The 26,127-nt window shown below is 42.2% G+C and carries 26 protein-coding genes and 2 riboswitches; of the genes, 24 read left to right on the top strand and 2 right to left on the bottom strand.

What is annotated here, in order from left to right; all coding sequences use genetic code 11:
- Positions 1-176: 176 nt before the first annotated feature.
- The 5 genes from ACI48O_RS01670 (at position 177) to ACI48O_RS01650 (ending at position 5,010) form a co-directional block, all read left to right on the top strand.
- On the top strand, positions 177-1,616 hold the full coding sequence (locus tag ACI48O_RS01670) for an amino acid permease (protein WP_435559960.1): 1,440 nt from the start codon (positions 177-179) through the stop codon (positions 1,614-1,616).
- A 222-nt stretch (positions 1,617-1,838) separates the two neighbouring features.
- Positions 1,839-2,108 (top strand): hypothetical protein, encoded by a 270-nt coding sequence (locus tag ACI48O_RS01665; protein ID WP_435559959.1) that lies wholly within the window; start codon positions 1,839-1,841, stop codon positions 2,106-2,108.
- Between the two features lie 256 nt (positions 2,109-2,364).
- Positions 2,365-3,303 (top strand): magnesium transporter CorA family protein, encoded by a 939-nt coding sequence (locus ACI48O_RS01660; protein WP_435559958.1) that lies wholly within the window; start codon positions 2,365-2,367, stop codon positions 3,301-3,303.
- A gap of 319 nt (positions 3,304-3,622) precedes the next feature.
- Positions 3,623-4,216 carry a hypothetical protein gene (locus ACI48O_RS01655; protein ID WP_435559957.1) on the top strand — a complete coding sequence of 198 codons (594 nt, stop codon included), beginning with the start codon at positions 3,623-3,625 and terminating at the stop codon, positions 4,214-4,216.
- A 224-nt stretch (positions 4,217-4,440) separates the two neighbouring features.
- Complete coding sequence (locus ACI48O_RS01650) at positions 4,441-5,010, top strand: polyhydroxyalkanoate biosynthesis repressor PhaR (RefSeq protein WP_435559956.1); 570 nt, start codon at positions 4,441-4,443, stop codon at positions 5,008-5,010.
- A 152-nt stretch (positions 5,011-5,162) separates the two neighbouring features.
- Here the strand turns inward: ACI48O_RS01650 and ACI48O_RS01645 are convergent, their stop codons facing one another.
- Positions 5,163-5,948: an alpha/beta fold hydrolase gene (locus tag ACI48O_RS01645; RefSeq protein WP_435559955.1), complete on the bottom strand. Its 786-nt coding sequence runs from the start codon at positions 5,946-5,948 to the stop codon at positions 5,163-5,165.
- A gap of 160 nt (positions 5,949-6,108) precedes the next feature.
- On the opposite strand from ACI48O_RS01645, the gene phaQ reads away from it, so the two are divergent.
- Together phaQ and ACI48O_RS01635 are read left to right on the top strand one after the other, a co-directional pair.
- The gene (phaQ, locus tag ACI48O_RS01640; RefSeq protein WP_435559954.1) at positions 6,109-6,549 is read left to right on the top strand and encodes a poly-beta-hydroxybutyrate-responsive repressor; all 441 of its coding nucleotides are present in this window, start codon (positions 6,109-6,111) and stop codon (positions 6,547-6,549) included.
- Positions 6,530-7,105 carry a hypothetical protein gene (locus ACI48O_RS01635; RefSeq protein ID WP_435559953.1) on the top strand — a complete coding sequence of 192 codons (576 nt, stop codon included), beginning with the start codon at positions 6,530-6,532 and terminating at the stop codon, positions 7,103-7,105. The genes phaQ and ACI48O_RS01635 overlap by 20 nt, the downstream gene beginning before the upstream one ends.
- 113 nt (positions 7,106-7,218) lie before the next feature.
- Here ACI48O_RS01635 and ACI48O_RS01630 read toward each other — a convergent pair whose 3' ends face one another.
- The gene (locus tag ACI48O_RS01630) at positions 7,219-8,160 is read right to left on the bottom strand and encodes a DMT family transporter (RefSeq protein ID WP_435559952.1); all 942 of its coding nucleotides are present in this window, start codon (positions 8,158-8,160) and stop codon (positions 7,219-7,221) included.
- 293 nt (positions 8,161-8,453) lie between these two features.
- Between ACI48O_RS01630 and ACI48O_RS01625 the strand changes: the two genes are divergently transcribed.
- The 17 genes from ACI48O_RS01625 (at position 8,454) to cobA (ending at position 26,121) form a co-directional block, all read left to right on the top strand.
- The gene (locus tag ACI48O_RS01625) at positions 8,454-9,284 is read left to right on the top strand and encodes a formate/nitrite transporter family protein (RefSeq protein WP_435559951.1); all 831 of its coding nucleotides are present in this window, start codon (positions 8,454-8,456) and stop codon (positions 9,282-9,284) included.
- Complete coding sequence (locus tag ACI48O_RS01620) at positions 9,284-9,649, top strand: DUF3147 family protein (RefSeq protein ID WP_435559950.1); 366 nt, start codon at positions 9,284-9,286, stop codon at positions 9,647-9,649. The genes ACI48O_RS01625 and ACI48O_RS01620 overlap by 1 nt, the downstream gene beginning before the upstream one ends.
- 12 nt (positions 9,650-9,661) lie before the next feature.
- Positions 9,662-10,039 carry a DUF3147 family protein gene (locus tag ACI48O_RS01615; protein ID WP_435559949.1) on the top strand — a complete coding sequence of 126 codons (378 nt, stop codon included), beginning with the start codon at positions 9,662-9,664 and terminating at the stop codon, positions 10,037-10,039.
- A 150-nt stretch (positions 10,040-10,189) separates the two neighbouring features.
- Positions 10,190-10,383, top strand: a riboswitch (cobalamin riboswitch).
- 169 nt (positions 10,384-10,552) lie between these two features.
- A riboswitch (cobalamin riboswitch) is annotated at positions 10,553-10,739 on the top strand.
- Between the two features lie 101 nt (positions 10,740-10,840).
- Complete coding sequence (locus ACI48O_RS01610) at positions 10,841-11,650, top strand: HoxN/HupN/NixA family nickel/cobalt transporter (RefSeq protein WP_435559948.1); 810 nt, start codon at positions 10,841-10,843, stop codon at positions 11,648-11,650.
- Positions 11,651-13,264 (top strand): precorrin-3B C(17)-methyltransferase, encoded by a 1,614-nt coding sequence (gene cobJ, locus ACI48O_RS01605; protein WP_435559947.1) that lies wholly within the window; start codon positions 11,651-11,653, stop codon positions 13,262-13,264. It begins immediately after the preceding gene.
- A gap of 42 nt (positions 13,265-13,306) precedes the next feature.
- Positions 13,307-14,341, top strand: coding sequence for a sirohydrochlorin chelatase (locus ACI48O_RS01600; RefSeq protein WP_435559946.1), 1,035 nt, complete (start codon positions 13,307-13,309; stop codon positions 14,339-14,341).
- Positions 14,338-15,111, top strand: coding sequence for a precorrin-6A reductase (cobK, locus tag ACI48O_RS01595; protein ID WP_435559945.1), 774 nt, complete (start codon positions 14,338-14,340; stop codon positions 15,109-15,111). The genes ACI48O_RS01600 and cobK overlap by 4 nt, the downstream gene beginning before the upstream one ends.
- A gap of 35 nt (positions 15,112-15,146) precedes the next feature.
- Positions 15,147-15,794 carry a precorrin-8X methylmutase gene (locus ACI48O_RS01590; protein ID WP_435559944.1) on the top strand — a complete coding sequence of 216 codons (648 nt, stop codon included), beginning with the start codon at positions 15,147-15,149 and terminating at the stop codon, positions 15,792-15,794.
- 690 nt (positions 15,795-16,484) lie between these two features.
- Positions 16,485-17,603 (top strand): cobalt-precorrin-5B (C(1))-methyltransferase, encoded by a 1,119-nt coding sequence (locus ACI48O_RS01585; RefSeq protein ID WP_435559943.1) that lies wholly within the window; start codon positions 16,485-16,487, stop codon positions 17,601-17,603.
- On the top strand, positions 17,587-18,798 hold the full coding sequence (gene cbiE / locus ACI48O_RS01580; protein WP_435559942.1) for a precorrin-6y C5,15-methyltransferase (decarboxylating) subunit CbiE: 1,212 nt from the start codon (positions 17,587-17,589) through the stop codon (positions 18,796-18,798). The genes ACI48O_RS01585 and cbiE overlap by 17 nt, the downstream gene beginning before the upstream one ends.
- A gap of 1 nt (position 18,799) precedes the next feature.
- Positions 18,800-19,501: a precorrin-2 C(20)-methyltransferase gene (gene cobI / locus ACI48O_RS01575; RefSeq protein ID WP_435559941.1), complete on the top strand. Its 702-nt coding sequence runs from the start codon at positions 18,800-18,802 to the stop codon at positions 19,499-19,501.
- 1 nt (position 19,502) lies between these two features.
- Positions 19,503-20,276 (top strand): precorrin-4 C(11)-methyltransferase, encoded by a 774-nt coding sequence (gene cobM, locus ACI48O_RS01570; protein WP_435559940.1) that lies wholly within the window; start codon positions 19,503-19,505, stop codon positions 20,274-20,276.
- Positions 20,276-21,400 carry a cobalt-precorrin 5A hydrolase gene (locus ACI48O_RS01565; RefSeq protein WP_435559939.1) on the top strand — a complete coding sequence of 375 codons (1,125 nt, stop codon included), beginning with the start codon at positions 20,276-20,278 and terminating at the stop codon, positions 21,398-21,400. The genes cobM and ACI48O_RS01565 overlap by 1 nt, the downstream gene beginning before the upstream one ends.
- Before the next feature lie 22 nt (positions 21,401-21,422).
- Entirely contained in the window at positions 21,423-22,793 is a 1,371-nt protein-coding gene (locus tag ACI48O_RS01560; RefSeq protein WP_435559938.1) for a cobyrinate a,c-diamide synthase, read from the top strand.
- Entirely contained in the window at positions 22,786-24,303 is a 1,518-nt protein-coding gene (locus ACI48O_RS01555) for a cobyric acid synthase (protein WP_435559937.1), read from the top strand. The genes ACI48O_RS01560 and ACI48O_RS01555 overlap by 8 nt, the downstream gene beginning before the upstream one ends.
- The gene (gene cobT, locus ACI48O_RS01550) at positions 24,300-25,343 is read left to right on the top strand and encodes a nicotinate-nucleotide--dimethylbenzimidazole phosphoribosyltransferase (RefSeq protein WP_435559936.1); all 1,044 of its coding nucleotides are present in this window, start codon (positions 24,300-24,302) and stop codon (positions 25,341-25,343) included. The genes ACI48O_RS01555 and cobT overlap by 4 nt, the downstream gene beginning before the upstream one ends.
- A 19-nt stretch (positions 25,344-25,362) precedes the next feature.
- Positions 25,363-26,121, top strand: coding sequence for a uroporphyrinogen-III C-methyltransferase (gene cobA, locus ACI48O_RS01545; protein WP_435559935.1), 759 nt, complete (start codon positions 25,363-25,365; stop codon positions 26,119-26,121).
- Positions 26,122-26,127: the final 6 nt, after the last annotated feature.

The following is a 26,127-nucleotide window of genomic DNA, read 5'->3' as shown; positions in this document are numbered from 1 at the left end:
TAGGGAGGTTTTTTTACCTGTTCCTATCATAACGAAGAAAAATGAATAAATAATGAACAAAACTGTAACGTTCTTTTAAAAATGTTAAAAAATCTGGGTTAGGCCCTGAGCCCATCATATTTTCCCAAGACATGACAAATACTACTCCAAAGTAGTCAAACTTGGGAGGAAACAGCATGGAAAAAGGGATGTCGGTTTTTCATCTAACAATGATGGGGCTTGGAACGGTAGTTGGGGGTTCATTTTTTTTAGGATTGACAGTCGCGCTTCACGCAGCGGGCCCATCTGTTATCCTATCCTATTTAATAGGTGGAGCCATCATATTTGTCATTCTTTTTTCGTTATCTGAAATGACGGTAGCAGACCCAACTCCCGGATCGTTCCGTACCTTTGCAGCTAGAGCCTATGGTTCGGGGTTAGGCTTTATTGTTGGCTGGGTATACTGGACTGGGCTTATTTTGGCAATGTCAAGTGAAGCGATAGCCGCCTCCATTTTAATACAAGGTTGGTATCCGGGAGTTTCGGTAGGTTTACTAGGAGCAGTAATTATTATTGGTGTAACATTACTAAATTTATTAGGGGCCGAACGACTTAGTAAGTTGGAAAGTGGACTTGCTGCAGTAAAATTACTTGCAATAGTCGGTTTTATTTTAATCGGCTTTGCTCTCATTGTTGGTTTATTTCCTGGTAATCCACAGGTTGGAGCGGGAGAACTGGCGAGAGAGCCCATCTTTACAGGGGGGATAGGCGGAATAGCAGGGAGTATGCTGATGGTCATGTTCACTTATGCGGGGTTTGAGATTATTGGCCTTGCAGCTTCAGAAACGAAAAATCCTCAAAAAATCGTTCCGCGGGCGATTATCTTAACGGTGATTGGACTGATTACCCTTTATGTTGGTGCTGTTTCTGTATTGCTACCGTTAATTCCAATTGACCAGCTCCCAGATGAGGTGAGCCCATTTGTTGCGGCATTAACCCGACAAGGCTTAGGGTGGGCCGCAAATATCATTAATTTTGTCCTAGTCTCGGCCATTCTATCGACCATGTTAGCTGCCACTTTTGGTCTGGGAAGAATGATCTCGTCCTTAGCAGATGAAGGTCATGCACCTTCATTAATTAAGGGAAAAGGTGGAATACCATATCCGGGAATCATTTTTTCTGGTGTAGCGATGCTCACGGGATTGGGACTTGGGTTGCTGCTTCCAGCGAATGTTTACACGTTTTTAGTAAGCTCAGGAGGTTTTTCACTTCTCTTTACTTATGTCGTCATTGTTTTATCCCATATTAAATTTAGAAAACAAAACGGCTGTCCCAATAATGGGAGGTGCCAATTGCCGGGCTATCCCTATTCATCTTGGTTTGCACTGATTAGTTTAATCGCAGTTATCGTCAGTATGCCGTTAGTGCGTGGACAGGGAGCAGGTTTAGCAGCGGGCTTATTATTATTAGGGGTCTATTCCGTATCGTATTTCTTTGTAAAATCAAGAAACAAACTTCATGAGCTTAAAGAAGCGAAACCAATTAGGGCTCAATGGAAAATAGACAAACTTAGGCCAATTCATGGAATGGAAGCAGCTGAAGAGTTTGAATCAACTGATCGAAAAAAAGAAGATTAACTTGAAGGAAAATCCACCTTTAAGCTGGTGGATTTTTTTGTATTGAAGTTAAAGGCGTATTAATTCTAAAAATAATGATTCTTTTTCTAGCTCATTGGGAATAATATGTTTTTATAAAATATTGTTAATGGATATTAACACATATGAACAAGTGCAATGGACTTGGCATTTTGGTTTGGTTGGTCTATAATTTTTATGAAAGTTACTTCGGAGGGGTAAAAAATGGAAGTTGACCTGGAACTGCAGGCGAAAGATTTATTTAAGGAAGTTATTTGGGACGGTAGTGTGGAGCAAATTGCCATATGGTTGGATGGGGACTGGTCAGTGACATCCTCAACACATTTTGATGAAAGAAAAAAGGCAGCAGAACCTGTCTATGTCTTGAATTTACGGGAGGTCTTCGCAAAGGTTGATTTTTCATTCGATACCATTGAAGAATTAATTAACAAAATTGAAGATATCATTAATGGTCGAGATTCGATCGATGTGTAAACTGTAATAATTCTTTATTGCAGTTTTTCTTATGTACGGTATAAGATAGATGTTGGGTTATAAATACATTAAATACAATTAGAACAGAAATGAAAGGAGTTGATATTTTTGAGTAGTCAAGGTTCTCCTGAACCCGAACCGAACAGTTCAAGGGAGGAAGTCGGATTTATCTTTTTCATAAACAGGAGTGATATTCAACGATATCAACCCTTTAAAAGGTATGTTTGCTTCCTCTAGTTAATGAGGAGGTTTTATTATGATCGAGTTTTTCGTGGCAAACGGAGAAAAAAAGATCGAAAAAATGGACGAAATTACTAAAGGCTGCTGGATTAATATGACTTCTCCAAGTGAGGATGAAATTAATTTAGTGGCTAATAAGCTCAATATCCCTGTTGATTTCTTTAAAGATGCGTTGGATGATGAGGAACGATCAAGAATTGAGCGGGAAGACAATAATGTTTTAATCATCGTTGACTTTCCATATATAACACATGATGATGCCGGTTTACCAATCTATGAAACGATTCCGATTGGGATGGTTATTAGCGAGGATTGCTTTATCACAGTTTCCCTTAAAGAGACGCCTATTTTGGGAGATTTCTATAATAATAAAATCAAGGGTTTTTTTACCAATAAAAAAACACGATTTGCCTTACAAATACTATTCTCCATATCTACGTATTATTTAAGATACTTAAAGCAAATTAATAAAAAGACCGATGAAATTGAAAGAGGGCTCCACCTCTCAATGAAAAACAAGGAGCTCTATGCATTATTAGCGTTGGAAAAAAGTTTAGTCTATTTCACTACTTCACTAAAGTCCAACAAAATTGTTTTGGAAAAATTACTGCGTTTAAATCATTTGAAAATGTATGAGGAAGATAAAGAATTATTGGAAGATGTGATTATCGAGACGCAACAGGCGATTGAAATGGCGGAAATTTATAGTACAATTTTAAGCGGCATGATGGATGCTTTTGCTTCCGTTATATCCAATAACTTAAATATGGTAATGAAATTTTTAACCTCGATCACGATTATCCTTGCATTGCCAACAATGGTTTCTAGTTTTTTTGGGATGAATGTCGATTTACCATTTCAGCATAAACCGTACGCATTCTCGTTAATCCTTTTATTAGTAGTATTTCTTTCAGGTCTTACAACCTTCATATTCTGGAAAAAGAAATTCTTTTAAATATAGGTGCCTGTCCCCCGTTACGTTACAGTGTTAACGCATCGGGGGACAGGCACCTTTTTTTCGACATTTTTTTGGTAATTTCTTAGCTGGGTGTTAGTTGGGAAATGTTGGTATTATAGGCTTTTGCAGGGGAAGTAGAGTAGGTGATGGTTGAAAATGAGGAACTTTGTCGAGAAAGAAGGGTTTACAAAGCCAAATTTAGTGACAATAATTTAAATTGTGTTAATATTCGAAAAAATAATCACCATTAAATAGAAACTTTTAAAACTTGCTCAAATGAAAGATCACTAAAATCAAAAAGATGGAGGAGAAAAAGGTGACGAATACAAATAGTAATCAAAATAAAAAATCATTAGACGATAACGAACAGCTTTCGACTTTAGAACTAATTTGGGAACATGCCAATCAAGAGATTGACTCGTGGGCTCAGCGTTCTGAATACTATGATCAGGAATTTTTGAAAGCTGCAAAAAAATATGTTGATAGTGTGAATCAAAACCGCGAAAAAATGAAACTCATAACCGACCAGTTTAACCAAGAGCTTCAGGAGTGGGAAGCGACCGCCCGTGAAGAGCTTCTTATGACGACAACGACCCTCCAACAACTTTTTCCAAAAAAATCCTATCATGAAATAAATCAAGTCATGGACAATATTCAAAATAAAATGACTACGCTTCTTATGACACCAATTAATGTATTAGCAAGCGCTAAAACGTTTGATAAATATTTAGAAGCTGTTGAGCAATATGTCTCACTTCGCAAGCAAAGCAGACAGCAGTATATCGAAAGTGTAAAGCAAACAGCGAGTGTTTTTTATAAAAATCAAAAAATGTTTATGAATCTCTTCGAAAATCAACTGAAAACAGCTGTTTTTCCATTTCAAAAATATATGAAAGAACATGTGAATTAACAAAAGTTTTTATTTTTAGTCTTTGTTAAATAACAATGTTGATTTTGAGCATGCTGTTGATTGGAGCGGAAGGCGCTTGACTCCTGCGGGAGCAGCGGGACAGGTGAGACCCCACAGGAGCTTTAGCTCCGAGGAGGCTCACCGCCCGCCCCGCGGAAAGCAAGCGCCTGGAGCGGAAATCAACAGTCAAGTTTAAACAGCCATTTTAAAAGGAGAGGAAGAGGATGACGAGCCCAAGTCTATATGATCCGTATGAACTATTAAATAAGCTTAACGAGCTCTGGGAAAAACAGATGAATATCTACTTTGCACTGTTTACTCATCAAGGGGAAGCGGACAAGCACCCTTCAGCAGTGATAGAAACCTATACCCGCAACTTGGATTTTTTTAGAAAAAATCAAGAAGTTATTGCCAATATCCTTAACATCCCAACGAAAAGGGATTTAACAGTATTGGCTAATCGCGATCAGCAAACAGAGGAAAAATTAGATTCTTTGGAAGAACAGCTATTTGGCCTTCAGGAAGGGATCAATGCTACAAATAAAGATATTGAGAGTCTAATCGGGGTATCGAAGGAAATCATAAAACTGACAAAGCAATTGAAAACAGAGTTAGTCAAAACAAAGAAAGAGCTTGCTGAAACGAAAAACTTTCAATCCGAGTTAATCGAAATGAAAAAAGAGTTAACCCAATTAAATACCTTTAAGGAAGAATTTGAAATGCTTAAAACGCTAATTGATAAAGGTGAACAAAAGGAACCAGCTGTTGCCGTTTCTACCGCTCCTTCGAAATAATGAGCATATTTATCGTGGACAAGCATTAAAATAAACAGGGAAGGAGCACATTATTCCTTCCCTTTTGTATGAATTTCTTTGTATGTTTCGACCTTGAGAAGTACGCAATGACTAGGACCGACCTTATCTACTTAGAGCTTGAAAAGTCCTTCTTAGCATGCCGGTTTTTGTTTTTGTTTGCCCAAAAACCCTCGAAGCGCATTGTTAAAAGCTTCTTTTGCCTCTATTTTTGAGGCGTGGCCGGCGTTTCTCATAATCACAAATTCTGATGTGTCAATCTGTTTATGCATCATAAATTGAATCCAAACAGGTGTAACAGCATCATATTGTCCGCCAATAATGAGTGTTGGAATTTTTATTTTTGGCAAAAGCGATAAATTATTAACCTTCATACAGGATTCAACCGATTTTATATAAGCTTCTTGGTCAGGTCTGTAAAAATCAAGAAAATGCTTATAATTTTCCTCACTCCATGAATACAAACAAACTCGGGCGGCAATTTCCTTTTGGGTTTCAATTGAGACAGACTTTGCTCGCGTTTTTCGCATTCGATAAAGCAAACGCCCAAGCTGTTTCGGAATAAAGTGAAACGTGCTAACGAGCATCAATGTGCGGCAAAATTTCGGGTTTTGGCGATATATTTCTTGGGCGACAAGCCCTCCCATTGATAGACCGCAAATGTGAGCGTTTTCAATATTAAGTTCTTTAAGTAAATGAATGATGTCACGTGCGAAATTGTGGATGGAGATCCCTTCTGTATTTTTGTGATCCCCATGTCCACGGAGATCCGGGATAATGAGATCATATTGGTCAGCTAGCTCGAACTGATTGTTCCAGCCTTCTTTCATTTCTCCTAAACCGTGAATAAGGATCAGAGGCTCACCGGCACCAAGGCGTAAAAAAGGAATTCCGGAACGACTAATCAGGAAATTTCCCACTTGTTTATCCCTCCAACTTGTTTTTAGTACACCTTATTCCCATCGCAGGTGAATCGTAATCAATTAGAAAAAATATTATTAATTTATATATATGCTTAATTGACACAAAATTACCCATAGGTGTAAAATACATATATAGACAAGTGGAGGTGGAAAGCACTTGACAAAGAATAATGAAACCCAATCCATTCAGCCTTCGAAAAACTTTGTAATGCCTTTTATTTTATTACTTCTCAGCAGGATGTCGCTTCACGGATACGAGATAAGCCAGAAGCTGCAAGCATTCGGCTTTCATACGATTGACCAAGGGAATTTATATCGACTATTGCGCCAACTTGAGAAAGAAAATTTAGTTCAATCAGAGTGGGATACAACAGGTGCGGGTCCTGCTAAAAGACGTTATACGATTACAGACGTGGGAGTTTCCTATTTAAAGGGGTATGCAAATCAATTGGAAAGCTACCAAACGATGCTAAATCAATTTTTTAACATGTATTCAAGTTTTCTCGAGCTCTATATCCCTTCTTTTATAAACGAAGGATCCAATAGAGAAAAAAAAGCGGACAAGGGGAGAAAGAATAATGAATCCGAAAAAGAGTGAACAAGTTGTATTAAAAGCAGCCCAAAAAAAGGTTGAGCCGAACGAAGATACAAATGTAGTTGATTTATTTGTTGATACAGTTTGGGATCAGTATGAACAAAGCCTAGAGCGTTCTAAACAATTTCGTGAAGAGCGTGAAGATGCCTTCTTAAATTCGCTAAAAGAGGTTATTAAATTAAATCAGGAATTCAGAAAATCACTTAACAGCTTATATCGCGAGTCTAAAAAGACGAATGATGAGATTGTAAAAGAAATTTCAAATAATTTCCCAGTTTCAAACGAAGCGGGTGGTGTCGAGTTTACCAATCAATTCAATGACGTATCTACTCGATTAGAAGAAATTGCGCTTACCCCAATTAAATCAACTTTTGATTTGTTTGACCGCTTTGAAAAGAGCATTGAAGAAAATAGTGAATCTTATGTTCATTATTCACGTGAAAGACTTAACGGATGGCAAAAGGTTACGAACGAATACTTTAAACTAGCCCGTGCAAGTCAAAAACAATTTGTGAACCGCTTTGAAGAAAGTGTTAAGGTGCTTATTAGCGCAAAATAAAAACAAGGTGTCTGACCCTCAGCACGTTAGCTTGGTAACGTGACCAGGGGCAGGCACCTATTTGTTTTAAAGGGTATTTGGTCTCCGAATCAACGGCACCTAGCTAATTATCTTTAAGCACTTAAATGCTTTTCTTTTCTAAGTTTGGATTTCTTCATCATTTCCTTCCAGATGTCTGAGCCGATGATGACGCCCGCGATGATGAGAATGAAGCCGATAATCTGTGTCGGAACGATTTCTTCTCCTAAAAAGATTACCGCACCAATCAATGCAAAAAAGGGATTTAAGTTGATAAAAATGGAAGTCTCCGCTGCCCCGATTTCTCCAACCGCAAAATTATATACCATGTGACCTACGGCTGTTGCAATAAATGCTGATGCAAAAAACACAACCCAGATGTTGAATGACCCTTGAGCCAAGCTTGTTAATCCGTCCGGTTCCACTATCAAGCTAATAATAAATAATATGACTGAGCCAAATAACAGCATGTATCCCGTCATTAATCTTGGGTCCAATGAACGGGCTATTTTACTTATAAAAATAAAGCTGATCGCCTGCGAAAGAATTGAAATAAATACATACAAATCTCCAAGTGAAACCGCACTAATATTTCCATTTTTCAACACTACAAATGCGACTCCTGAAAAACCAAGGACAATGCCCACCACTTGAGCCATCGTGACGGAACTGCCTAGAAATAGAATGGCTAGAATGGTAATTAATAAGGGTCCCATTCCAAGAATAAGGCCACCATTGGAAGCAGATGTATTTCTAAGTCCAATAGATAAAAAATAATGATGTCCTACCACATTAAAGAAGCCGCCGAGCAGAATAAACAGTAATTCTCGTTTTGTCGGGATTCGAATTTTTCTTGTAAAGAATAGGATGACGAATACACAAACTCCTGCAGTAAATATTCGAAAAGCAGTGATGGTTACTGGCATAAAGGTAGTGACAATTAGCTTCGTTGCAATAACATTCAATCCCCATGCCAACATGACGAGAGTTAAGGTGAGATAGATTAATTTTTTTTGACGAGCTGCCAATGCTTCCACTTCTTTCAATTTTATAAAAAGTAATACGTTTTATTGTAATACAAATAAAATTAATATGGTAATAAAATATCTGGAAATGATGTTCCAAATAAAATGAGAACGCTTTTTCTTGTAGTTAGATGGTAAATATTATTAGAAATACCAATGAAAGCGTTACAAAAACATTTGAAAAAAGTTCACAAGGTTAGTGTGAAAAGATGCGTTAAAATAGGTAAGGAAAAGATTTAGTTGTGACGAACTTCACATTTTACTATTTTTCTATTATTTTTGTTCGTCGAAAGGGAATGATCACCATGGCTTTTTTTAAGCCTGAACAAATTGCTAATATTACTGTTGAAACAGGAACAAAAAAAACAAAGTACTCATTACTTAAATCAATCATATTAGGTTTTCAAGCAGGGGCGTTTATTTCATTGGGCTATTTGCTGTTTATTCGTGTAACTGCACCGCTTACCGGAGACATTGCGGGAATCAGCACTATTTTAGGGGCATCACTGTTTCCAATTGGACTCGTGTTAACATTAATTGCTGGTGGCGAGCTATTAACGGGAAATATGATGGCCGTTCCACTTGCCTGGTTAGCTCGGAAAATAAGTTTTAAGCAGCTGATTGCCAATTGGTCGATTATTACGATTAGTAATTTTATTGGGGCAGTATTTGTAGCTTATGTATTCGGACATGTTGTAGGTTTAACAGAAACAGGACCTTTTCTTGAAAAAACGATTTTTATTGCTGAACATAAATTAGAAGCTACTTTCATACAAGCCTTCTTATCCGGAATTGGCTGCAACTGGTTGGTAGCACTTGCTGTGTGGTTATCTTATGGTTCAGAAGATATGACAGGGAAGATATTGGGCATTTGGTTTCCAACAATGACCTTTGTGGCAATCGGATTCCAACACGTTGTTGCGAATATGTTTGTTATTCCAGCAGCCATTTTTGCCGGCCACTTTACATGGCTTGAATACCTTCATAATTTTGTACCTGTATTCTTAGGAAATGCAGTGGGTGGCTCTGTTTTTGTCGCTCTTGCTTATTACCATGCTTATAAAAAAAATCTTGTGTTAACAGAAACTCCAGCTCATAAATCAAATGTTGCTATGATGAAAAGAGGCGGAATGTAGTGACGGAGATCTCAATTGGTGCCTTGTTAATAAGATTCCTTTTAGGTGGATCAGCTGTAGTTGCCGCCACTATTGTGGCAAGAAAGCTGGGCGAAAGAGCAGGGGGAATCTTTGCGGCATTTCCGGCAGTATACTTGGCAGCTTTACTAACATCACGGTTGGATTTTAATGGTGAAGAGTTAATAAGTCATTGGGTTATATTGTCAAAAGGCGCCATGATTGGGATGGGAGTTAATATTCTTGTGGCCATCATTGCAGGGTATTTATTACCGAAGCATGGCTGGAAATTAGGTCTAGTGCAAACGGTTATTTGTTGGTTTGCGGTATCAATCATCGTTGTTTTCGTTACATCCTATATATTTTAAAAGGTGGATAATATGAATAAGCAGGAATTATTGATTCGTTTTTTACTAGGCGGAACAGCGGTCATGTTAAGCTACTTAGTCACGGTATTATCACCTTGGGAATTACTTGCGGGGATCTTTGCTGCGTTTCCGGCTGTCATGCTAACAGCGGTGTTTATGGTCGGACTCGCATCGGGTTCAAAGAAAGCAGGTAAAATTGCAAACGGTTCGGTTTTTGGTATGATTGGTGGAGTTATTTGTGTGGCAACTGTTTTACTCGTTCTGCAAACAAGTCATGATTGGGTCATGAGCATTATTTTAGGCCTTCTGTTATGGCTTATAAGCTCGATTGCGGTTGCCTCTTTAAGGGAAAAAATAAAAACCCGGGAAATCAGAAGAGCTGTACAATAACTTCAACACAGCAAAGCGGCGGGGGACTGTCCCCCGCCGCTTTGCTGTGTTGAAGTGACATTTGTTATATTTTAATGTTGAAATATGAAGAAAATTAAGATAATATGTTTATTAGTTCTATGTGGAATGTGTAAATGTAAATAATAATTTAATATAGTAGTCAATTAAGGTGCCATGTGGCTTAATAGGGAATCAGGTGAAAAACCGGAACTGCCCCCGCAACTGTATGTGTGGACGAACCAGGAGAACCACTGTTTAACACTATCAAGAAATAGTGTTTACGGGAAGGTCCTGTAGTAGGAAGATACACGAGTCAGGAGACCAATCTTAATTGAAACTAGTTTCAGCTTCTTCGGGGATGGAGAACGTGAAACGGAAGCACCTAAAGAGTCTCTTTGATTGTTTTCGTTTATATTAATCCGTCCAGGCGTTGCTGGACGGATTTTTTTACGTTTTAACATGGTTCAACTGCGCTTTCACTTCTAATAGAACCGAAAATGACTAACAAAAACTACATATCGTTTAGGAAAAGGTGCGCAAAATTCATAGATTGCGTGAAAAGGGAAGAACGGTTAAATTCCGTCACGGTACCCGCCACTGTATTGGGGAGTTCCATTGCATTTGTCACTAAGAACAATTGGGAAGACGCATTGGAACAATGAACCATAGTCAGGAGACCTGCCTTAACCTAGACACTTCTAAAACCTACGGGCTTATGGGTGGGAAGTGCTGATAAAATGCTTTTTTGGCAACTTTGCCATGTATTTATTACGCACCCCTGCTGATCAGGGGTGTTTTTATTTGGATTTTTATTCACTTGTTGATTGGAGCGGAAATCAACTGGCAAGTCCAACACAGCGATTTGAAAACGACGTAAGCGAAAAGGGGAGGATTTTCATCGAATTATATACTTATTCACTATTAGCGATTTTGATTGGGATGCGCCATGGGATGGATGGGGATCATGTTGCAGCAATTGCTGATATGGTCGGCAGTGAAAAGAAGAAAAGAAAGCAGCTATCACTTGGGATGATGTATGCATTAGGGCATGGCACGATTGTCCTTACGATTGGATTTATTTCCATTTACCTTGGATTAGAGATGTCTGAACAAACCAGGCAAAAAATGGAACTATTGGTAGGGGTCACGCTTGTGATTCTAGGTGGATATATGATGTATTCACTCTTCCAACAAAAAGAAGGGTACGAGTATAAAAGCCGCTTGCAAATCATTTTTCTTTTTCTAGCAAAATGTGCTGAAAAAACAAACCTAAAAGGGATTGAAAAACGGTTAACCCCTTTGCACCTCGGAATCATTAGTGCTTTTATTATCGGTGTTATTCATGGAATAGGGGTTGAAAGTCCGACGCAAATTACGATCCTCACCAATGTTACCGGAGATCATACTTTTGCGGCAGCCACCGTTCAATTGATTTTGTTTGTGGTCGGGTTGTTAATTTCAACTGTTCTAATCGCCTTCCTGCTTACTTGGGGTTTTATGAAGGCTCGATTAAGAAAATCCTTATTTCTTTTACTTGGTTTAGTTACTGGAATTTACAGCTTAGTGCTTGGAATCACCATGCTCGTTGAAATATTGAAAGGTGGAATTTAGATGAAGGGGAAACTGCTCGTTATTGGATTTGGGCCGGGAAGTTTTGCGCATGTTACAGAAAGAGCTAGAGAGGCCATTCAAGAAAGTAATATGGTAATCGGTTATAAAACGTATGTTGACTTAATTGAAGGATTATTAACAGATCAAGAGATTATTAGTACCGGTATGACTGAAGAAGTGAGCCGGGCTCAAGAAGCTGTTAAGCAAGCGGAGCGAGGCAATAAGGTGGCGGTTATCTCGAGTGGTGATGCCGGTGTTTATGGGATGGCCGGTCTTATTTACGAGGTACTGATTGAGAAGGGCTGGAAAAAAGAAACCGGTGTTGAGGTAGAAATCATCCCTGGTATTTCCGCGATTAATTCTTGTGCGTCATTACTAGGGGCTCCAGTCATGCACGATGCTTGTACGATCAGCTTAAGTGACCATTTAACACCGTGGAATTTGATTGAAAGCCGAATTGACGCAGCAGCAAAAACAGATTTTGTCATTGCCCTTTATAATCCGAAAAGTGGCCGTAGAACACGGCAAATTGCTGAGGCTCAACAGATTCTGTTGAAGTATCGTTCACCTGACACCCCGGTTGGCTTAGTTAAAAGTGCCTACCGCGACCGTGAGCAGGTTGTCGTCACAAATTTAAAGGAAATGCTCAATCATGAGATCGGGATGTTAACGACCGTTATTATCGGGAACTCCTCTACGTTTCTATATGACGATTTAATGATTACCCCGCGAGGCTATCAACGGAAATATACGTTGAATCAAACTGAGCAACCGCTCAAGCTCCACCAGCGTTTGCAAAAGGAAGCCGAGCCGTGGGCACTTGAGCAAGTAAATCCAGCACCAGTATTGCAAGCGACCAATAACGAGGAGCTTTCCTTCCGGGAAATGGCCGAACTTGCTTTGAAAATGGTGAATGGCGAAAATGTGGAGCCGTTTCAACAGAACGTGTCGCCGCAAGACATGGAAACCATTTTTGAATTGGCCGTAAGCCCTGGTGTTGCCAATAAGAAATTTACTGCTAGACAAATGATAGTTTTGGCAGAGGTAGTTGGTGAGAACGGAATCATGGAGTACACGCAGGATCATCATTTAAAATTGCAAATTCCGACTTATAATCCGAACGAGGTAATTGAAAGATTGGCTGAAGCAGGATTTAGCTTAGCACCTGTCGGGGATGTCTTGACGATAAAGGCTTGTGATTTCTGTGATGGTGACAAGAAGGATAGTATTCCTTACGCGGAGGAACTTGAGAGCAGGCTTGGCGGGATGGAGCTTCCGAAGGAGCTTAAGCTTGGTTTTAACGGGTGTGGAATGGCATGTTATGGAGCGGTAAAAGAGGATATTGGCATTGTTTATCGCAAAGGTGCATTTGATTTATTTTTAGGCGGGAAAACAGTAGGCCGCAATGGTCATCCCGGGCAAATAGTAGCAGAAGGGATTGCACCGGAACAAATCGTCAGCATTGTCGAGAATATTATTCAAGATTATAAGGACTTGGGATATCCAAATGAGCGCTTCTACAAATTCTTTAAGCGTGTAAAACAAGTGCAGGGTTTCGTGTACCAGGATATTACACCAAAGCTGGAAGTCGAAGCAGCTGCATGTGGTGATTAAACGTTTACGAACAATCAGATATACATAAGGGGAGGAACTACAATGCAGTCAATTTTATTTGTTGGGCATGGAAGCAGGGATCAGGAAGGAAACGATCAGGTTCGACAGTTTATCGCGAAGATGAAGGAGCAGATGGACTCTTCATTACTAGTCGAAACATGTTTTTTAGAGTTTGAACTCCCGAATGTGAATCAGGGAATTGATAATTGTGTTGGAAAAGGGGCCAGCCACATTGTTGTGATTCCGATCATGCTTTTACCGGCAGGGCATTCAAAAATACACATCCCAGCAGCAATCGATGAGGCTCGTCAAAAATATCCTCATGTCGGATTCACGTACGGCAGACCGATTGGAATCCATGAAGAGAACATTTCCATTCTTACCACAAGGTTGGCGGAAATTGGGGAAGATGTGGACAGTCCCGGAGAGGATACGGCCATTTTATTATTGGGCCGAGGCGGGAGTGATCCGGATGCCAATAGCGATTTGTACAAAATGGCAAGGCTTTTATGGGAAAAAACAAAATATAACTTCGTAGAATCGGCTTTTATGGGTGTAACGAACCCGCTTGTCGATGAAGGGATTGATCGCTGCATCCGCCTGGGGGCAAAAAAAGTAGTGATCTTACCATATTTTTTGTTCACCGGTATCTTAATCAAGCGTCTTGAGAATATGATCTCTGACTTTGAAGGTAAATATCCTGGAATTGAATTCAAGCTGGCTGGTTATTTCGGCTTTCATCCAAAATTAGAAACGATTTTAATGGATCGAGTCGATGAGGCGCTTAAGGATGAAGTGAAAATGAACTGCGATACATGTCAATATCGTCTTGGCGTGATGGAGCACATACATCATCATCACCACGATCATGACCACGATCATGACCATGGGCATCATCATGGGCACGGGCACGAGCACGATCATGATCACGAACATCATCATGGCCAGGGGCACGATCATGGGCATCATCATGACCACGATCATCTCGATGGTCATGTCCATGCTCACCACGATCACAATCATACAGATGATCATCACGAGCATTCCCAAAAGGAAAAGGCAGGTCAGCCATCATGATTCTCGTTCTGGCTGGAACAAGTGATGCTCGGAATCTTGCATTAAAAATAAAAGAAGCGGGCTACCCGCTCATCGCCACGGTTGTAACAGAAAATGCAGCGAAGGAACTGCAACAGGTGGGAATCGATGTGCGAGTTGGTCGATTAACGGCAGTGGAAATGACTAGTTTCATAGAGGAAAAGGCAGTGCAGGCTGTCGTCGATGCCAGTCACCCGTTTGCGGAAGAAGCATCTCGAAATGCAATGAGCGCTGCGGAAAACGCTGGCGTTCCTTACATTCGTTATGAGCGTGAGTCCCAGGTCTATCAATATGAAAAACTAACAGTTGTAGAAAGCTACGAGGAAGCAGCAGAGGCTGCCGCTCGCAAAAAGGGTGTGATCATGCTGACAACCGGCAGTAAAACACTCCAAATTTTTACCGAAAAATTGTTAGGAATCCCGGATGTGAGGCTCATCGCACGGATGTTACCTAGAATTGATAATCTTGAAAAATGTGAAAGTCTGGGGCTTCCTCAAAAGAATATCATTGCCATCCAGGGGCCTTTTACGAAAGAGTTCGATAAGGCCCTATATAAGCAATATGGCGTTACTTTGATGGTTACAAAAGAGAGCGGACAAATTGGTTCGGTAGACGAGAAGATCGCAGCGGCACAGGAATTGGGGATTGAAACCATTCTGATTAGTCGGCCGGTGATAAATTATGGTCAGGTTTACCGTGATTTTTCAGGTGTGTTGATAGCTTTAAAAACTGCTTTATTATCCTGCACTTAATAGAAAAATTTTTGAACAGGGAGATGGGTATTAGTATGGATTTCCGTACAGAGTTTAAACCAGTAACAATTCAACCGCAACAAATCGAAACAGTAAGTTTTCAAATGATTGATGAAGAGGTGGGGGAACATCCGTTTACTCCTGAACAATACAAGGTTGCGCAACGGGTTATTCATGCTTCGGCCGATTTTGAATTAGGAAAAAGTTTATTATTTCATCGGGATGCAATTGAAGCAGGAATTAACGCGATTCGCAGTGGTAAACAAGTCGTTGCAGATGTGCAAATGATTCAAAGCGGCGTAAACAAAGCAAGAATCGAAAAATACGGCGGCGAAGTGAAGGTATATATATCAGACCCGGATGTTGTTGAGGAAGCGAAGCGTTTGAATACTACTCGCGCGATTATCTCGATGAGAAAAGCAATTCGTGAAGCAGACGGCGGAATTTTTGCAATCGGGAACGCGCCTACTGCTTTATTAGAATTAATTCGTCTTGTAAAAGAAGGTGAAGCAAAGCCAGGATTGGTCATTGGTCTTCCGGTTGGATTTGTTTCTGCGGCGGAATCAAAGGAAGAACTGGCCAAGCTTAATATTCCGTTCATCACCAATGTTGGACGAAAGGGTGGCAGCACGGTAACGGTTGCTGCGCTAAATGCGATAACACTGCTTGCTGAACAGGTGTAGTGGATTATTGGAGAAAGTTGGTTCTTATGCTTATGAGGGGTTGAACTGTTTGATTGTGCCCGTGGAGGCGGAAAAATGGGGAAGACGGGAACGATCAGCGCGTGAATGTGCCCGAGGAAGCGAAAAAATGAGGAAGACGGGAACGATCAGAGCGTGAATGTGCCCGTGGAGGCAGAAAAAGTGAGTAGTCGGGAACGATCAGCGCGTGAATGTGCCCGTGGAGGCGGAAAAAGTGAGTTAACGGGAACAATCAGCGCGTGAATGTGCCCGTGGAGGAAGAAAAAGTGAGTTGACCGGAACGATCAACGCGTGAATGTGCCCGAGGAAGCGAAAAAATGAGGAAGCCGGGAACGATCAGAGCGTGAATGTGCCCGTGAAGGCGAAAAAATGGGGAAGAAGGGAACAATCAGCGCGTGAATGTGCCCGTGGAGGCGGAAAAGTTGAGCTGACGGGAACGATCAGCGCGTGATCGTGCCCGAAAAGGCGCAAAAAGCAGGAAGACGGGAATGATCATCGCGTGGTCGTGCCCGAGAAGGCACAAAAATCAGGAAACTGGGAACGATCAGCACATGATCCTACCCCAGAATGCCTAAAGAAAAGTGGTAATGCTCACAGGTTTTTACATTGCACAGGCATTTAAATAAGAGTTGAAAAAAACGACATAGAACCAAGCGAGGAATCAAGGTAATCATGTCCGAAGAAGTCCATGACACTAATCAACAAAAAAAATTAAGACAAGGCTATACAACAGGAGCGTGCGCAACGGCTGCGGCAAAGGCCGCGCTCACTGCTTTGCTCACCGGAGAAAGACAAACGGAAGCAACGATTTTCCTTCCAGTGGGCCGGTTTGCTACTTTTCAAATTGAAAACTGTGAAGTATACGAAACAAAAGCACAAGCAACGGTAATCAAGGACGGTGGAGATGATCCGGACGCCACGCATGGAGCGGAAATAATCGCAACGGTGACATGGTCAGACCAACCCGGCACTACACTAGATGGCGGCGTTGGTGTCGGACGTGTCACGAAAGAAGGATTACCGGTCCCTGTGGGTGAAGCAGCAATTAATCCTGTCCCCCGAAAAATGATTACGGAGACTGCCGAGGAATTGCTAAAGGAATTCGGCACCAACAACGGTATCAGTATCGTGATTTCAGTTCCGGACGGAGAGGAAATCGCCAAAAAAACGTTAAATGGCCGCTTGGGAATTATCGGTGGTATTTCGATTTTAGGGACGCGCGGAATCGTGGTCCCATTTTCGACGTCTGCCTATAAAGCAAGTATCGTTCAAGCCTTAAACGTGGCTCGTGCCAGCGGCTGTGACCATGTCGTTATCACCACAGGCGGGCGCAGTGAAAAATATGGAATGAGACAATATCCTCAACTCCCAGAAGAGGCTTTTATTGAAATGGGGGATTTTGTTGGTTTTACCCTGAAGCAGTGCAAACGGCTTGGGGTGAAAAAAGTGTCCATGGTCGGGATGATGGGCAAGTTTTCAAAGGTGGCACAAGGGGTGATGATGGTCCACTCGAAAAGCGCGCCGGTCGATTTTTCTTTTTTGGCTAAAATTGCTGAAGAGGCTGGGGCTGCCAAGGAAGTCACCAAACAAATCCTCGAAGCGAATACGGCTTCACAGGTTGGCGATATGATGTTGGCAGCAGGATTGCAACCGTTTTTTGCAAACCTTTGTGATTATTGCTGTCTGGCTGCGCTCCGCGAGGTTGGCGGCGGCATCGAAGTAAGCACTTCTCTTTATACACTAAAGGGAGAGTTTTTAGGGGAGGCTGTCCGAAATGACGAAAGCAATTAAATTAATTGGGATGGGGGACGATGGCAGGTTAAGCCTGATCCCGCTGTATGAAAAGTGGATTGAGGAAAGTGAAGTTCTCATTGGAGGAAAGCGCCATCTCAGCTTTTTCCCGGAGTACACCGGTGAAAAAAGGATTATCGAAGGCGGGCTGACCACAATCGTTGAAAGTTTGAAAAATGAAACCAGAAATGTGGTCATCCTCGCATCTGGGGATCCGTTATTTTATGGTATCGGAAGTTACTTATCAGGAAAATTGCCGATCGAGATTTATCCGAATGTCAGCTCGATTCAGCTGGCGTTTGCGAGAATGGGCGAACGTTGGCAGGACGCCTATCTGACCAGTGTTCACGGCAGAAGCATGAAGGGGTTAGCTCAACGGATTGACGGCAAGGAAAAGGTTGCGATTTTAACCGATGCCGAAAATTCACCTAACAAACTGGCAAACTACTTACTATCGTTTGGCATGACAGAATACCAGGCATTCGTGGCTGAAAATCTTGGCGGGGAAACAGAACGATGCCGCTGGTATCAACTGGAAGAAATGATCGATGAACAGTTTTCGCCACTAAATGTTGTTGTTCTTAAAAAAGCAAAACAAGGCCCAACTTGGCCATTAGGGATAGACGATCAAGAATTTATTCAGCGCAAGCCGCTTAAGGGCTTAATTACGAAAAAAGAAATCAGAACATTAAGCTTAAGTGCACTTCGCTTAAAAGAAAACAGTGTCGTTTGGGATATTGGAACGTGTACGGGTTCAGTGGCGATTGAGGCTGGAAGAATTGCATGTGAGGGAAGCGTTTATGCGGTCGAAAAAAACGAAGCAGATCTCGAAAATTGCCGTGAAAATCTAGCTAAGTTCCGTGTCGATGCAACCGTCGTTCATGGTAAAGCGCCTGAAGGATTAGCGGAATTTCCGGATCCGGATGCTGTCTTTATTGGTGGTACTGGCGGAGGAATGGCAGCGATACTAGATGTGTGCTGCAGCCGCTTGAAGCCAAACGGACGGATTGTCTTGAACGCGGTGACAATTGAAAATTTGGCTGAAGCGATGTCGGCCTTTAAAGAACGGGGCTTTAAGACGGACATAACGTTAGTTCAAATTTCGAGAAGTCAGCCGATTTTAAATTTAACCCGATTTGACGCATTAAATCCAATCTACATTATTGCAGCAGAGCGAGAGGAAGGGGAAAAATAACATGTTAGGAACATTATATGGCTTAGGGGTTGGCCCAGGTGATCCGGAATTGATCACGGTTAAGGCATTCCGCAAATTAAAGGAGTCTCCGGTCATTGCCTATCCGAAAAAACAGCGAGGCAGTAAGAGTTATGCACAAAAAATCATCGATGCTTATTTCCGCCCGCAAGAAAAAGAACTAATCGGGCTCGTTTTTCCGATGACAAAGGACCAGGAAGTATTAGATAAAAAATGGAATGAAACGGTTGATAGTGTATGGGAAAAGCTTCAGCAGGGCAAGGATGTCGCGTTCGTAACGGAAGGTGATCCGTTATTATACAGTACGTTTATTCATATGATGCGGCTCATGCAGGAACGGTATCCGGAAGTGAACATTGAGGTGGTACCGGGCATTTCTTCGATCAATGGGGCGGCATCACGGCTTGGCTTGCCTTTGGCTGATGGAGATGAAAAGGTTGCGATTGTGCCGGCACGTGATGATTATGAAGCAATGAAAAAAGTATTGCAAGACCATGACTGCGTTATTTTTATCAAAGTAGCAAAAGTAATTGATTCGATGCTTGAAGTGCTGCGGGATTTAGATTTACTTCATAAAGCATCGGTTGTAACGAAGGTTACCTCTGATGAAGAAGTTATTTGGAGCGCAGCTGAGCTTGAAGGTGTGGAGCTTGAATATTTAACGTTAATGGTGGTGAGAAAATAACATGAAGCTTTACATAATAGGAGCGGGTCCCGGTGACCCGGATTTAATTACCGTTAAAGGCTTAAAGCTGCTCCAGGAAGCGGATGTTGTTCTGTATGCCGATTCCCTTGTCAGTGAAGAGCTTGTTCAAAAAGCAAAGCCGTCAGCAGAAGTATTAAAGACGGCGGGCATGCATTTAGAAGAGATGGTTGATGTGATGATCGACCGAATTCAGCAGGGCAAAATGGTGGTCCGCGTGCATACAGGAGATCCGGCGATGTATGGGGCGATTATGGAACAAATGGTTCTCATCAAGAAAGCCGGCATTGAAGTTGAGATTATTCCTGGTGTTAGTTCTGTGTTTGCAGCGGCGGCAGCGGCCGGGGCAGAGTTAACGATCCCTGATTTAACGCAAACCGTTATTCTTACTCGTGCAGAGGGCCGAACTCCTGTACCGGAACTGGAAAAGCTCCGCGATTTAGCGGAACATCAATGCACGATTGCCTTATTCTTAAGTGCAACACTAACTAAAAAGGTGATTAAAGAATTGCTTGATGCCGGGTGGAGCAAGGAGACTCCAGTTGTTGTTGTATATAAAGCGTCGTGGCCTGATCAAAAGATTATCAGAACAACGGTGGAAAATTTAGATGAGGCGATGCGAAGCAATGGGATTCGCAGCCAAGCGATGATTTTGGCCGGCTGGGCGTTAGATGAAAATATTCATAATAAGGATTATCGCTCCAAGCTTTATGATAAGCACTTTACCCATGGCTATCGCCGAAAGGTTGACGCATAATGATTACCCTGCAGGAGGAAGTCATTCCGAAAATCAGGCAGCAGGGAGATTATGCAGTTGTTGCGATTACGAAGCATGGGACAGATATTGCGAGAAGACTGGGAAAAGCGTTTCAAAATGCCGATGTCTATTATATGAGCAAGCATGCTAAAGGGGATGAACAAAGGCTCGGGATTCAAACCTTTACAGGAAGCGTCCGTCTTCTTTTCCCAGCTTTGTTTCAATCATATCAGGGGCTGATCATTATTATTTCGCTAGGTGCGGTGGTGCGGATGATTGCGCCTTTGTTAAAAGATAAAAAAACAGACCCTGCTGTCGTCGTGATTGACGATAAAGGGGAAAATGTCATCAGTGTTTTATCAGGACATCTCGGCGGGGCGAATGAGCTGACTCGAGAGGTAGCGGCAGTGCTCGCTGCAAGGCCGATCATCACCACTGCCTCTGACGTCCAGCAAACGATCCCAGTTGATTTGTTTGGGAAGCGGTTTGGCTGGGTTTGGGAATCAGCGGAAAAGTTAACACCGGTCAGCGCCGCGGTGGTGAATGAGGAAAGTATTGCGATTGTTCAAGAATCGGGAGAAAGGGAATGGTGGACATATGACCGGCCGCTCCCTGAACAATTTAGCCTGTATTCATCCGTTGAAGAAGCGTTGCAGAAACCGCATGGAGCTGCACTAGTAATATCCCATCGTATTTTATCAGAAACAGAAAACGAAATCTTAGCCAATGGAGTTTTATATCGTCCCAAAGTGCTGGCGCTAGGGATTGGCTGCAATCGCGGCACATCGGCAGCTGAAATTGACGCGGTCATCACCGAAACTTTAGCGGAACTGAAATTCGCAAAGAAAAGTGTGAAAGCGATTTGTACGATTGATTTGAAAAAGGATGAAATAGGCTTGCTTGAAGTGGTCGAGGCCAATGGCTGGGAGTTTGTCTATTATTCTCCTAATCAACTAAATACGATTCAGTGTCAGGAGCCGTCCGAGACGGTGTATAAATACACTGGTGCTTATGGAGTGAGTGAGCCGGCGGCCCTGTTATACAGCGGTGCCCAAAAGCTTGAACTCGTTAAGAAAAAGTCCGGAAATGTAACGATATCAGTTGCGGTTATTCCATTTGAATGACTGAAGGGAGGCGTAAAAAGCTATGTCGAATAGAAGATTGGTGATTGCCGGTACCGGCAGCGGGGTCGGGAAAACAACGATGACGATCGGTATCATGGCCGCATTAAGGAAGAAGGGCTATACGGTTCAAGGCTTTAAGTGTGGTCCCGATTATATTGATCCCACCTATCATACAGCAGTTACGGGCAGACCTTCAAGGAATGTAGACAGCTGGATGCTTTCGTCAGAGCTAGTGAAAGAGATTGTCGAGCGAGGCAGCAAAGGCGCGGATATTTCGATTATTGAGGGTGTCATGGGCCTCTATGATGGGAAGGATCCAACCAATAATGCCGGGACGACAGCTGAGATTAGTATGATTACGAAAAGTCCGGTTGTGCTAATCGTGAATTGTGCCAGCATGGCCCGAAGCGCCGCAGCGATTGTCAAAGGATTTCAACTGTTAGAGCCCGACACAAATATTGTTGCTGTGATTGCCAATCGGGTTGGCAGCGTTGGTCATTTTAACATCGTTAAAACGGCAATTGAACAGGAGTGCGGGATTCCAGTGGTCGGCTATTTAAAACGTGATGAAGAACTATCCATTCCAGAACGGCACCTCGGATTGGTTCCATCTGTCGAACGGGGTGAGCTTGATCCCTTTTTCGAAAAATTAGCCGCTGTGGTGGCAGAAACAGTGGATATTGACCGGCTTTATGAGCTGGCGGAGGCACCTCAATTGGAAATAAAAGAAAGTCAGTTTACAAGACAGAGCGAACCATCGGTAAGAATTGCTGTGGCAAGAGATGCGGCGTTTAATTTTTATTACGAAGAAAATTTGGAAATTCTCGAGGCTTATGGAGCTGAGCTCGTTCCGTTTTCCCCGTTAGCTGGAGAAACGGTTCCGCAAGATATTCATGGTCTATATATTGGCGGCGGGTTTCCGGAAGAGTTTGCCGAGGAGCTTGCGGATCAAAAGCTCGTTAAACAATCAATTAAAGCAGCAATCGAAGCAGGATTGCCAACCTTGGCTGAGTGTGGCGGCTTTATGTTTTTAACAGAAGCAATTGAAACATCGGACAACCAAACATATGAAATGGTCGGTCTGATCCCTGGTACGGTAAAAATGCAGACGAAGCTGGCTGCACTAGGCTATCGAGAAATTACCGGCTCGACAGGAAACTTTTTATTAGCGGGTAATCTTCAGGCGAAAGGGCATGAGTTCCACTATTCTACCTTCCATCCAAAAGATGAAATATCCCCTGCTTATCAAACAAAAGGAATGCGCGGGATAAAGGAAGAGGGGTACTTGAACGGTCAGTTAATTGCCGGATACACTCATTTTCATTTTGGATCCTGCCCGGCCATGGTAGAAAATTGGATTAACCAATGTAAGGAGATAAAAGCAAATGGCTAATGCTGTTCCGATTATGTTTCAAGGCACACATTCCGATGCCGGAAAGAGTGTAATTGTCACCGCCTTCTGCCGTATTTTTGCCCAAGACGGATGGAAAACGGTGCCGTTTAAATCGCAAAATATGGCGCTAAACTCCTATATAACGATTGATGGGAAAGAAATTGGTCGGGCTCAGGGTGTCCAAGCGGAAGCGGCAGGTGTGGTGGCAACTACTGATATGAATCCAATTCTGCTCAAGCCAAACCGCGGCAATCAAGCGCAAGTTGTCGTTCATGGGAAACCATTTCGAAACATGGAGGCAGGTGCTTACCGCCAGGATTTTTTTCAAACAGGTCTAAAGTTGATTGAAGAAGCGTTAGGTCGTCTTTCCGAGGCGAATGATCGAATTGTAATTGAGGGCGCCGGAAGTCCGGCGGAAGTTAATTTAAATGATCGCGAACTCGTCAACATGCGCGTAGCGCGGATGGCGAATGCACCGGTTATTTTAATAGGTGATATTGAAAAAGGAGGGGTGTTTGCGAGTTTAGTAGGCACCCTTCAGCTCATGGAACCGGAGGACCGCGACCGCGTTGTCGGAGTGATTATTAATAAATTTCGTGGTGACATTCGGTTATTAGAGTCAGGCTTGGAATGGTTTGAAAAATATACGGGAAAACCTGTGCTGGGGGTTATTCCATATTTACCAAACTTAAACATCGATGCCGAGGATTCGGTCATATTAAATCAATATACTTCCATGCAAAATAGCGACAAGGACATTGACATAGCCGTCATTCAATATCCGAAAATATCCAATTTCACCGATGTGGATCCTTTTTTTGTTGAATCGGATTGTCATGTTCGTTTTATAACGAATGGGGACCAGCTTAAGGAACCTGATTTAATTATTTTACCAGGAAGTAAAAATACGATTGAAGACTATCAGTTTTTACAAGAAAGCGGTCTGGCAAGAAAAATAATCGATTTACATACTAAGAAAAAAACGAAGATTTTTGGGATTTGCGGCGGTTATCAAATGATGGGGCGGTCGATTGCGGACCCGTTTGGGGTGGAGTCACCACTTCAATTAACCGATGGACTTGGACTGCTTCCAGTTGAAACAACAATTACAAAGGAAAAAAAGACTGTTCAATCAGAGGGCGAAATATCCTTTTGTGGTAAAATATTCAATGTTAAAGGGTACGAGATTCATATGGGTACTTCACTAGTCAGTCAAGATAGTGAAATACTTATTTCAACTAGATTAGGGCTGGATGGCTGTAAAAATAAAGACGAAACGGCTGCTGGCACGTATTTTCATGGTATTTTCCACAATGACGATTTTCGGGAGGCGCTTATTAATGGGATTCGGGTAAAAAAAGGACTAGGACCGATTAACGACCGCGTTTCCTTTAATCTATTACGAGAAGAAGCATTTGATCGATTAGCCGACCATGTAAGATCGCATGTAAAAATGGATATGATTGAGCAGAAAATGAATGAATTTAAAAAAAGGGGAATAGTAAAATGAACATTTCCGAAACCATTCAACCAGTAAATAAAGAAAATGGACAAAAGGTAGCCGAGTATATTGATACATTAACAAAACCGCTAGGGAGTCTCGGTAGATTAGAGGAAATTGCCATCCAGTTAGCTGAAATAACAGGGGAGGCATTCCCAACCGTAACGCCTCCGGGTGTAATCGTGTTTGCTGGAGACCATGGGGTTGTGCAAGAGGGCGTTTCTGCCTACCCTCAAGAAGTCACTTCGCAAATGGTGATGAACTTTGTTTATGGCGGGGCAGGAATTAATGTTTTTAGCCGTCAAATCGGAGCGAAATTTGAAATTGTCGATGTTGGTGTTGCTTCAGATTTGAACCAAGAAAGTGTAGTGAATAAAAAAGTGCGCTACGGTACGAGAAACTTCTGTGTAGAAGACGCGATGACTCGCGCTGAAGCAGAACAGGCGATAGCTGTTGGCTATGAGCGTGCAGAAGCAATGATCAAACAGCAAGGAATTAAATGCTTGATCGTTGGAGAGATGGGAATTGGCAACACAACGCCTAGCAGTGCTATTTTAGCCGTGTTAAGTGGAAAGGATATTACGGAGCTTGTTGGCGGTGGAACGGGATTAGCGAACGAACAAATCTCACACAAACAAGCTGTTATCAAGCGAGGAATCGAGGCGCGCAAGCCTGACCGGAATGATCCAATTGATGTGTTAGCGAAACTCGGTGGTCTTGAAATTGCGGCGATGACCGGGGCGATGCTTGCTGCTGCAGCATATCGAATTCCGATTCTGGTAGATGGATTTATTTGTACTGTGTCAGCTATCCTTGCTAAGGAGATTTCTAGTGATGCTGGCGATTATATGATTATGGGTCACCGTTCATTTGAAGTGGGCCATGAAACGGCTATTAATCTGTTAGGTAAAAAGCCGTTGCTTGATTTAGGATTCCGCCTTGGCGAAGGTACAGGGGCAGCAGTAGCCTTTCCAATTTTACAATCAGCGGTTTTAATGTTAAAAGAAATGGCGACATTTTCTTCCGCAGGAATTTCAGGAAAAGAATAAGAGAGGAGTGTCGCAAAAGATGACAGTTGGAAAGGTTTATTTAGTTGGAGCTGGACCGGGCGATCCAAAGCTCATTACGGTTTATGGAATGGAATGTATCCAAGAAGCGGATGTCATTCTTTATGACCGTTTAGTAAATGAAAAGCTATTATCCTATGCTAAGCCTGACGCAGAACTAATTTTTGTTGGAAAGCTTCCGGGCAAGCATGGCGTAATTCAAGATAGAATCCACGAATTATTAGTGGATCATGCTCAAAAGGGTAAGATTGTAACGCGATTGAAGGGTGGAGACCCATGCGTTTTTGGCCGGGTTGGTGAAGAGGCTGAAGTGTTGGCGGAGCACGGAATTCAATTTGAAATTATTCCAGGGATTACTTCTGGTATCGCTGCACCGGCCTATGCAGGTATTCCGATTACTCATCGTGATTTTGCATCATCTTTTGCGATGGTAACCGGTCATGGCCGTGCTGAAAAGAACGCCGATCATATTAATTGGTCTGCGCTTGCAACCGGAATTGATACGATTGCCTTTTATATGGGGATTGGCAATTTGAGTTATATTTGTCAGCAATTGATTGCCCATGGAAAAAGTGCTGAGACACCAGTGGCCGTCATTCAATGGGGAACAACAGACAGGCAAAAAACAGTAACGGGTTGTTTAGCGGATATTGAGGAAGTCGTACTGAAGGCAGAGATTACTCATCCGGCGATTGTTCTGGTTGGTGAGGTTGTTTCGTTAAGGGAGAAAATTAAGTGGTTTGAGGAGATTGAAGGGTAATTAATC

Origin of the sequence: Neobacillus terrisolis (genome assembly GCF_051233475.1) — a bacterium.
Lineage (GTDB): Bacteria > Bacillota > Bacilli > Bacillales > Cytobacillaceae > Bacillus_BU.
Note: the sequence above shows the minus strand (reverse complement) of the source record. Positions and strands in the feature narration are given on the sequence as shown.

Bases quoted from the DNA above. Each gene is read 5' to 3' on its own strand.
- ACI48O_RS01555 (WP_435559937.1), top strand. From the start codon at position 22,786: ATGGCTAATGCTGTTCCGATTATGTTTCAAGGCACACATTCCGATGCC.
- cobM (WP_435559940.1), top strand. From the start codon at position 19,503: ATGAAGCTTTACATAATAGGAGCGGGTCCCGGTGACCCGGATTTAATT.
- ACI48O_RS01585 (WP_435559943.1), top strand. From the start codon at position 16,485: ATGTCCGAAGAAGTCCATGACACTAATCAACAAAAAAAATTAAGACAA.
- cobT (WP_435559936.1), top strand. From the start codon at position 24,300: ATGAACATTTCCGAAACCATTCAACCAGTAAATAAAGAAAATGGACAA.
- ACI48O_RS01590 (WP_435559944.1), top strand. From the start codon at position 15,147: ATGGATTTCCGTACAGAGTTTAAACCAGTAACAATTCAACCGCAACAA.
- ACI48O_RS01560 (WP_435559938.1), top strand. From the start codon at position 21,423: ATGTCGAATAGAAGATTGGTGATTGCCGGTACCGGCAGCGGGGTCGGG.
- ACI48O_RS01650 (WP_435559956.1), top strand. From the start codon at position 4,441: ATGACGAGCCCAAGTCTATATGATCCGTATGAACTATTAAATAAGCTT.
- ACI48O_RS01565 (WP_435559939.1), top strand. From the start codon at position 20,276: ATGATTACCCTGCAGGAGGAAGTCATTCCGAAAATCAGGCAGCAGGGA.
- ACI48O_RS01660 (WP_435559958.1), top strand. From the start codon at position 2,365: ATGATCGAGTTTTTCGTGGCAAACGGAGAAAAAAAGATCGAAAAAATG.
- ACI48O_RS01600 (WP_435559946.1), top strand. From the start codon at position 13,307: ATGCAGTCAATTTTATTTGTTGGGCATGGAAGCAGGGATCAGGAAGGA.
- cobA (WP_435559935.1), top strand. From the start codon at position 25,363: ATGACAGTTGGAAAGGTTTATTTAGTTGGAGCTGGACCGGGCGATCCA.
- ACI48O_RS01670 (WP_435559960.1), top strand. From the start codon at position 177: ATGGAAAAAGGGATGTCGGTTTTTCATCTAACAATGATGGGGCTTGGA.
- cobI (WP_435559941.1), top strand. From the start codon at position 18,800: ATGTTAGGAACATTATATGGCTTAGGGGTTGGCCCAGGTGATCCGGAA.
- ACI48O_RS01615 (WP_435559949.1), top strand. From the start codon at position 9,662: ATGAATAAGCAGGAATTATTGATTCGTTTTTTACTAGGCGGAACAGCG.
- ACI48O_RS01635 (WP_435559953.1), top strand. From the start codon at position 6,530: ATGAATCCGAAAAAGAGTGAACAAGTTGTATTAAAAGCAGCCCAAAAA.
- cobJ (WP_435559947.1), top strand. From the start codon at position 11,651: ATGAAGGGGAAACTGCTCGTTATTGGATTTGGGCCGGGAAGTTTTGCG.
- cobK (WP_435559945.1), top strand. From the start codon at position 14,338: ATGATTCTCGTTCTGGCTGGAACAAGTGATGCTCGGAATCTTGCATTA.
- cbiE (WP_435559942.1), top strand. From the start codon at position 17,587: ATGACGAAAGCAATTAAATTAATTGGGATGGGGGACGATGGCAGGTTA.
- ACI48O_RS01625 (WP_435559951.1), top strand. From the start codon at position 8,454: ATGGCTTTTTTTAAGCCTGAACAAATTGCTAATATTACTGTTGAAACA.
- ACI48O_RS01665 (WP_435559959.1), top strand. From the start codon at position 1,839: ATGGAAGTTGACCTGGAACTGCAGGCGAAAGATTTATTTAAGGAAGTT.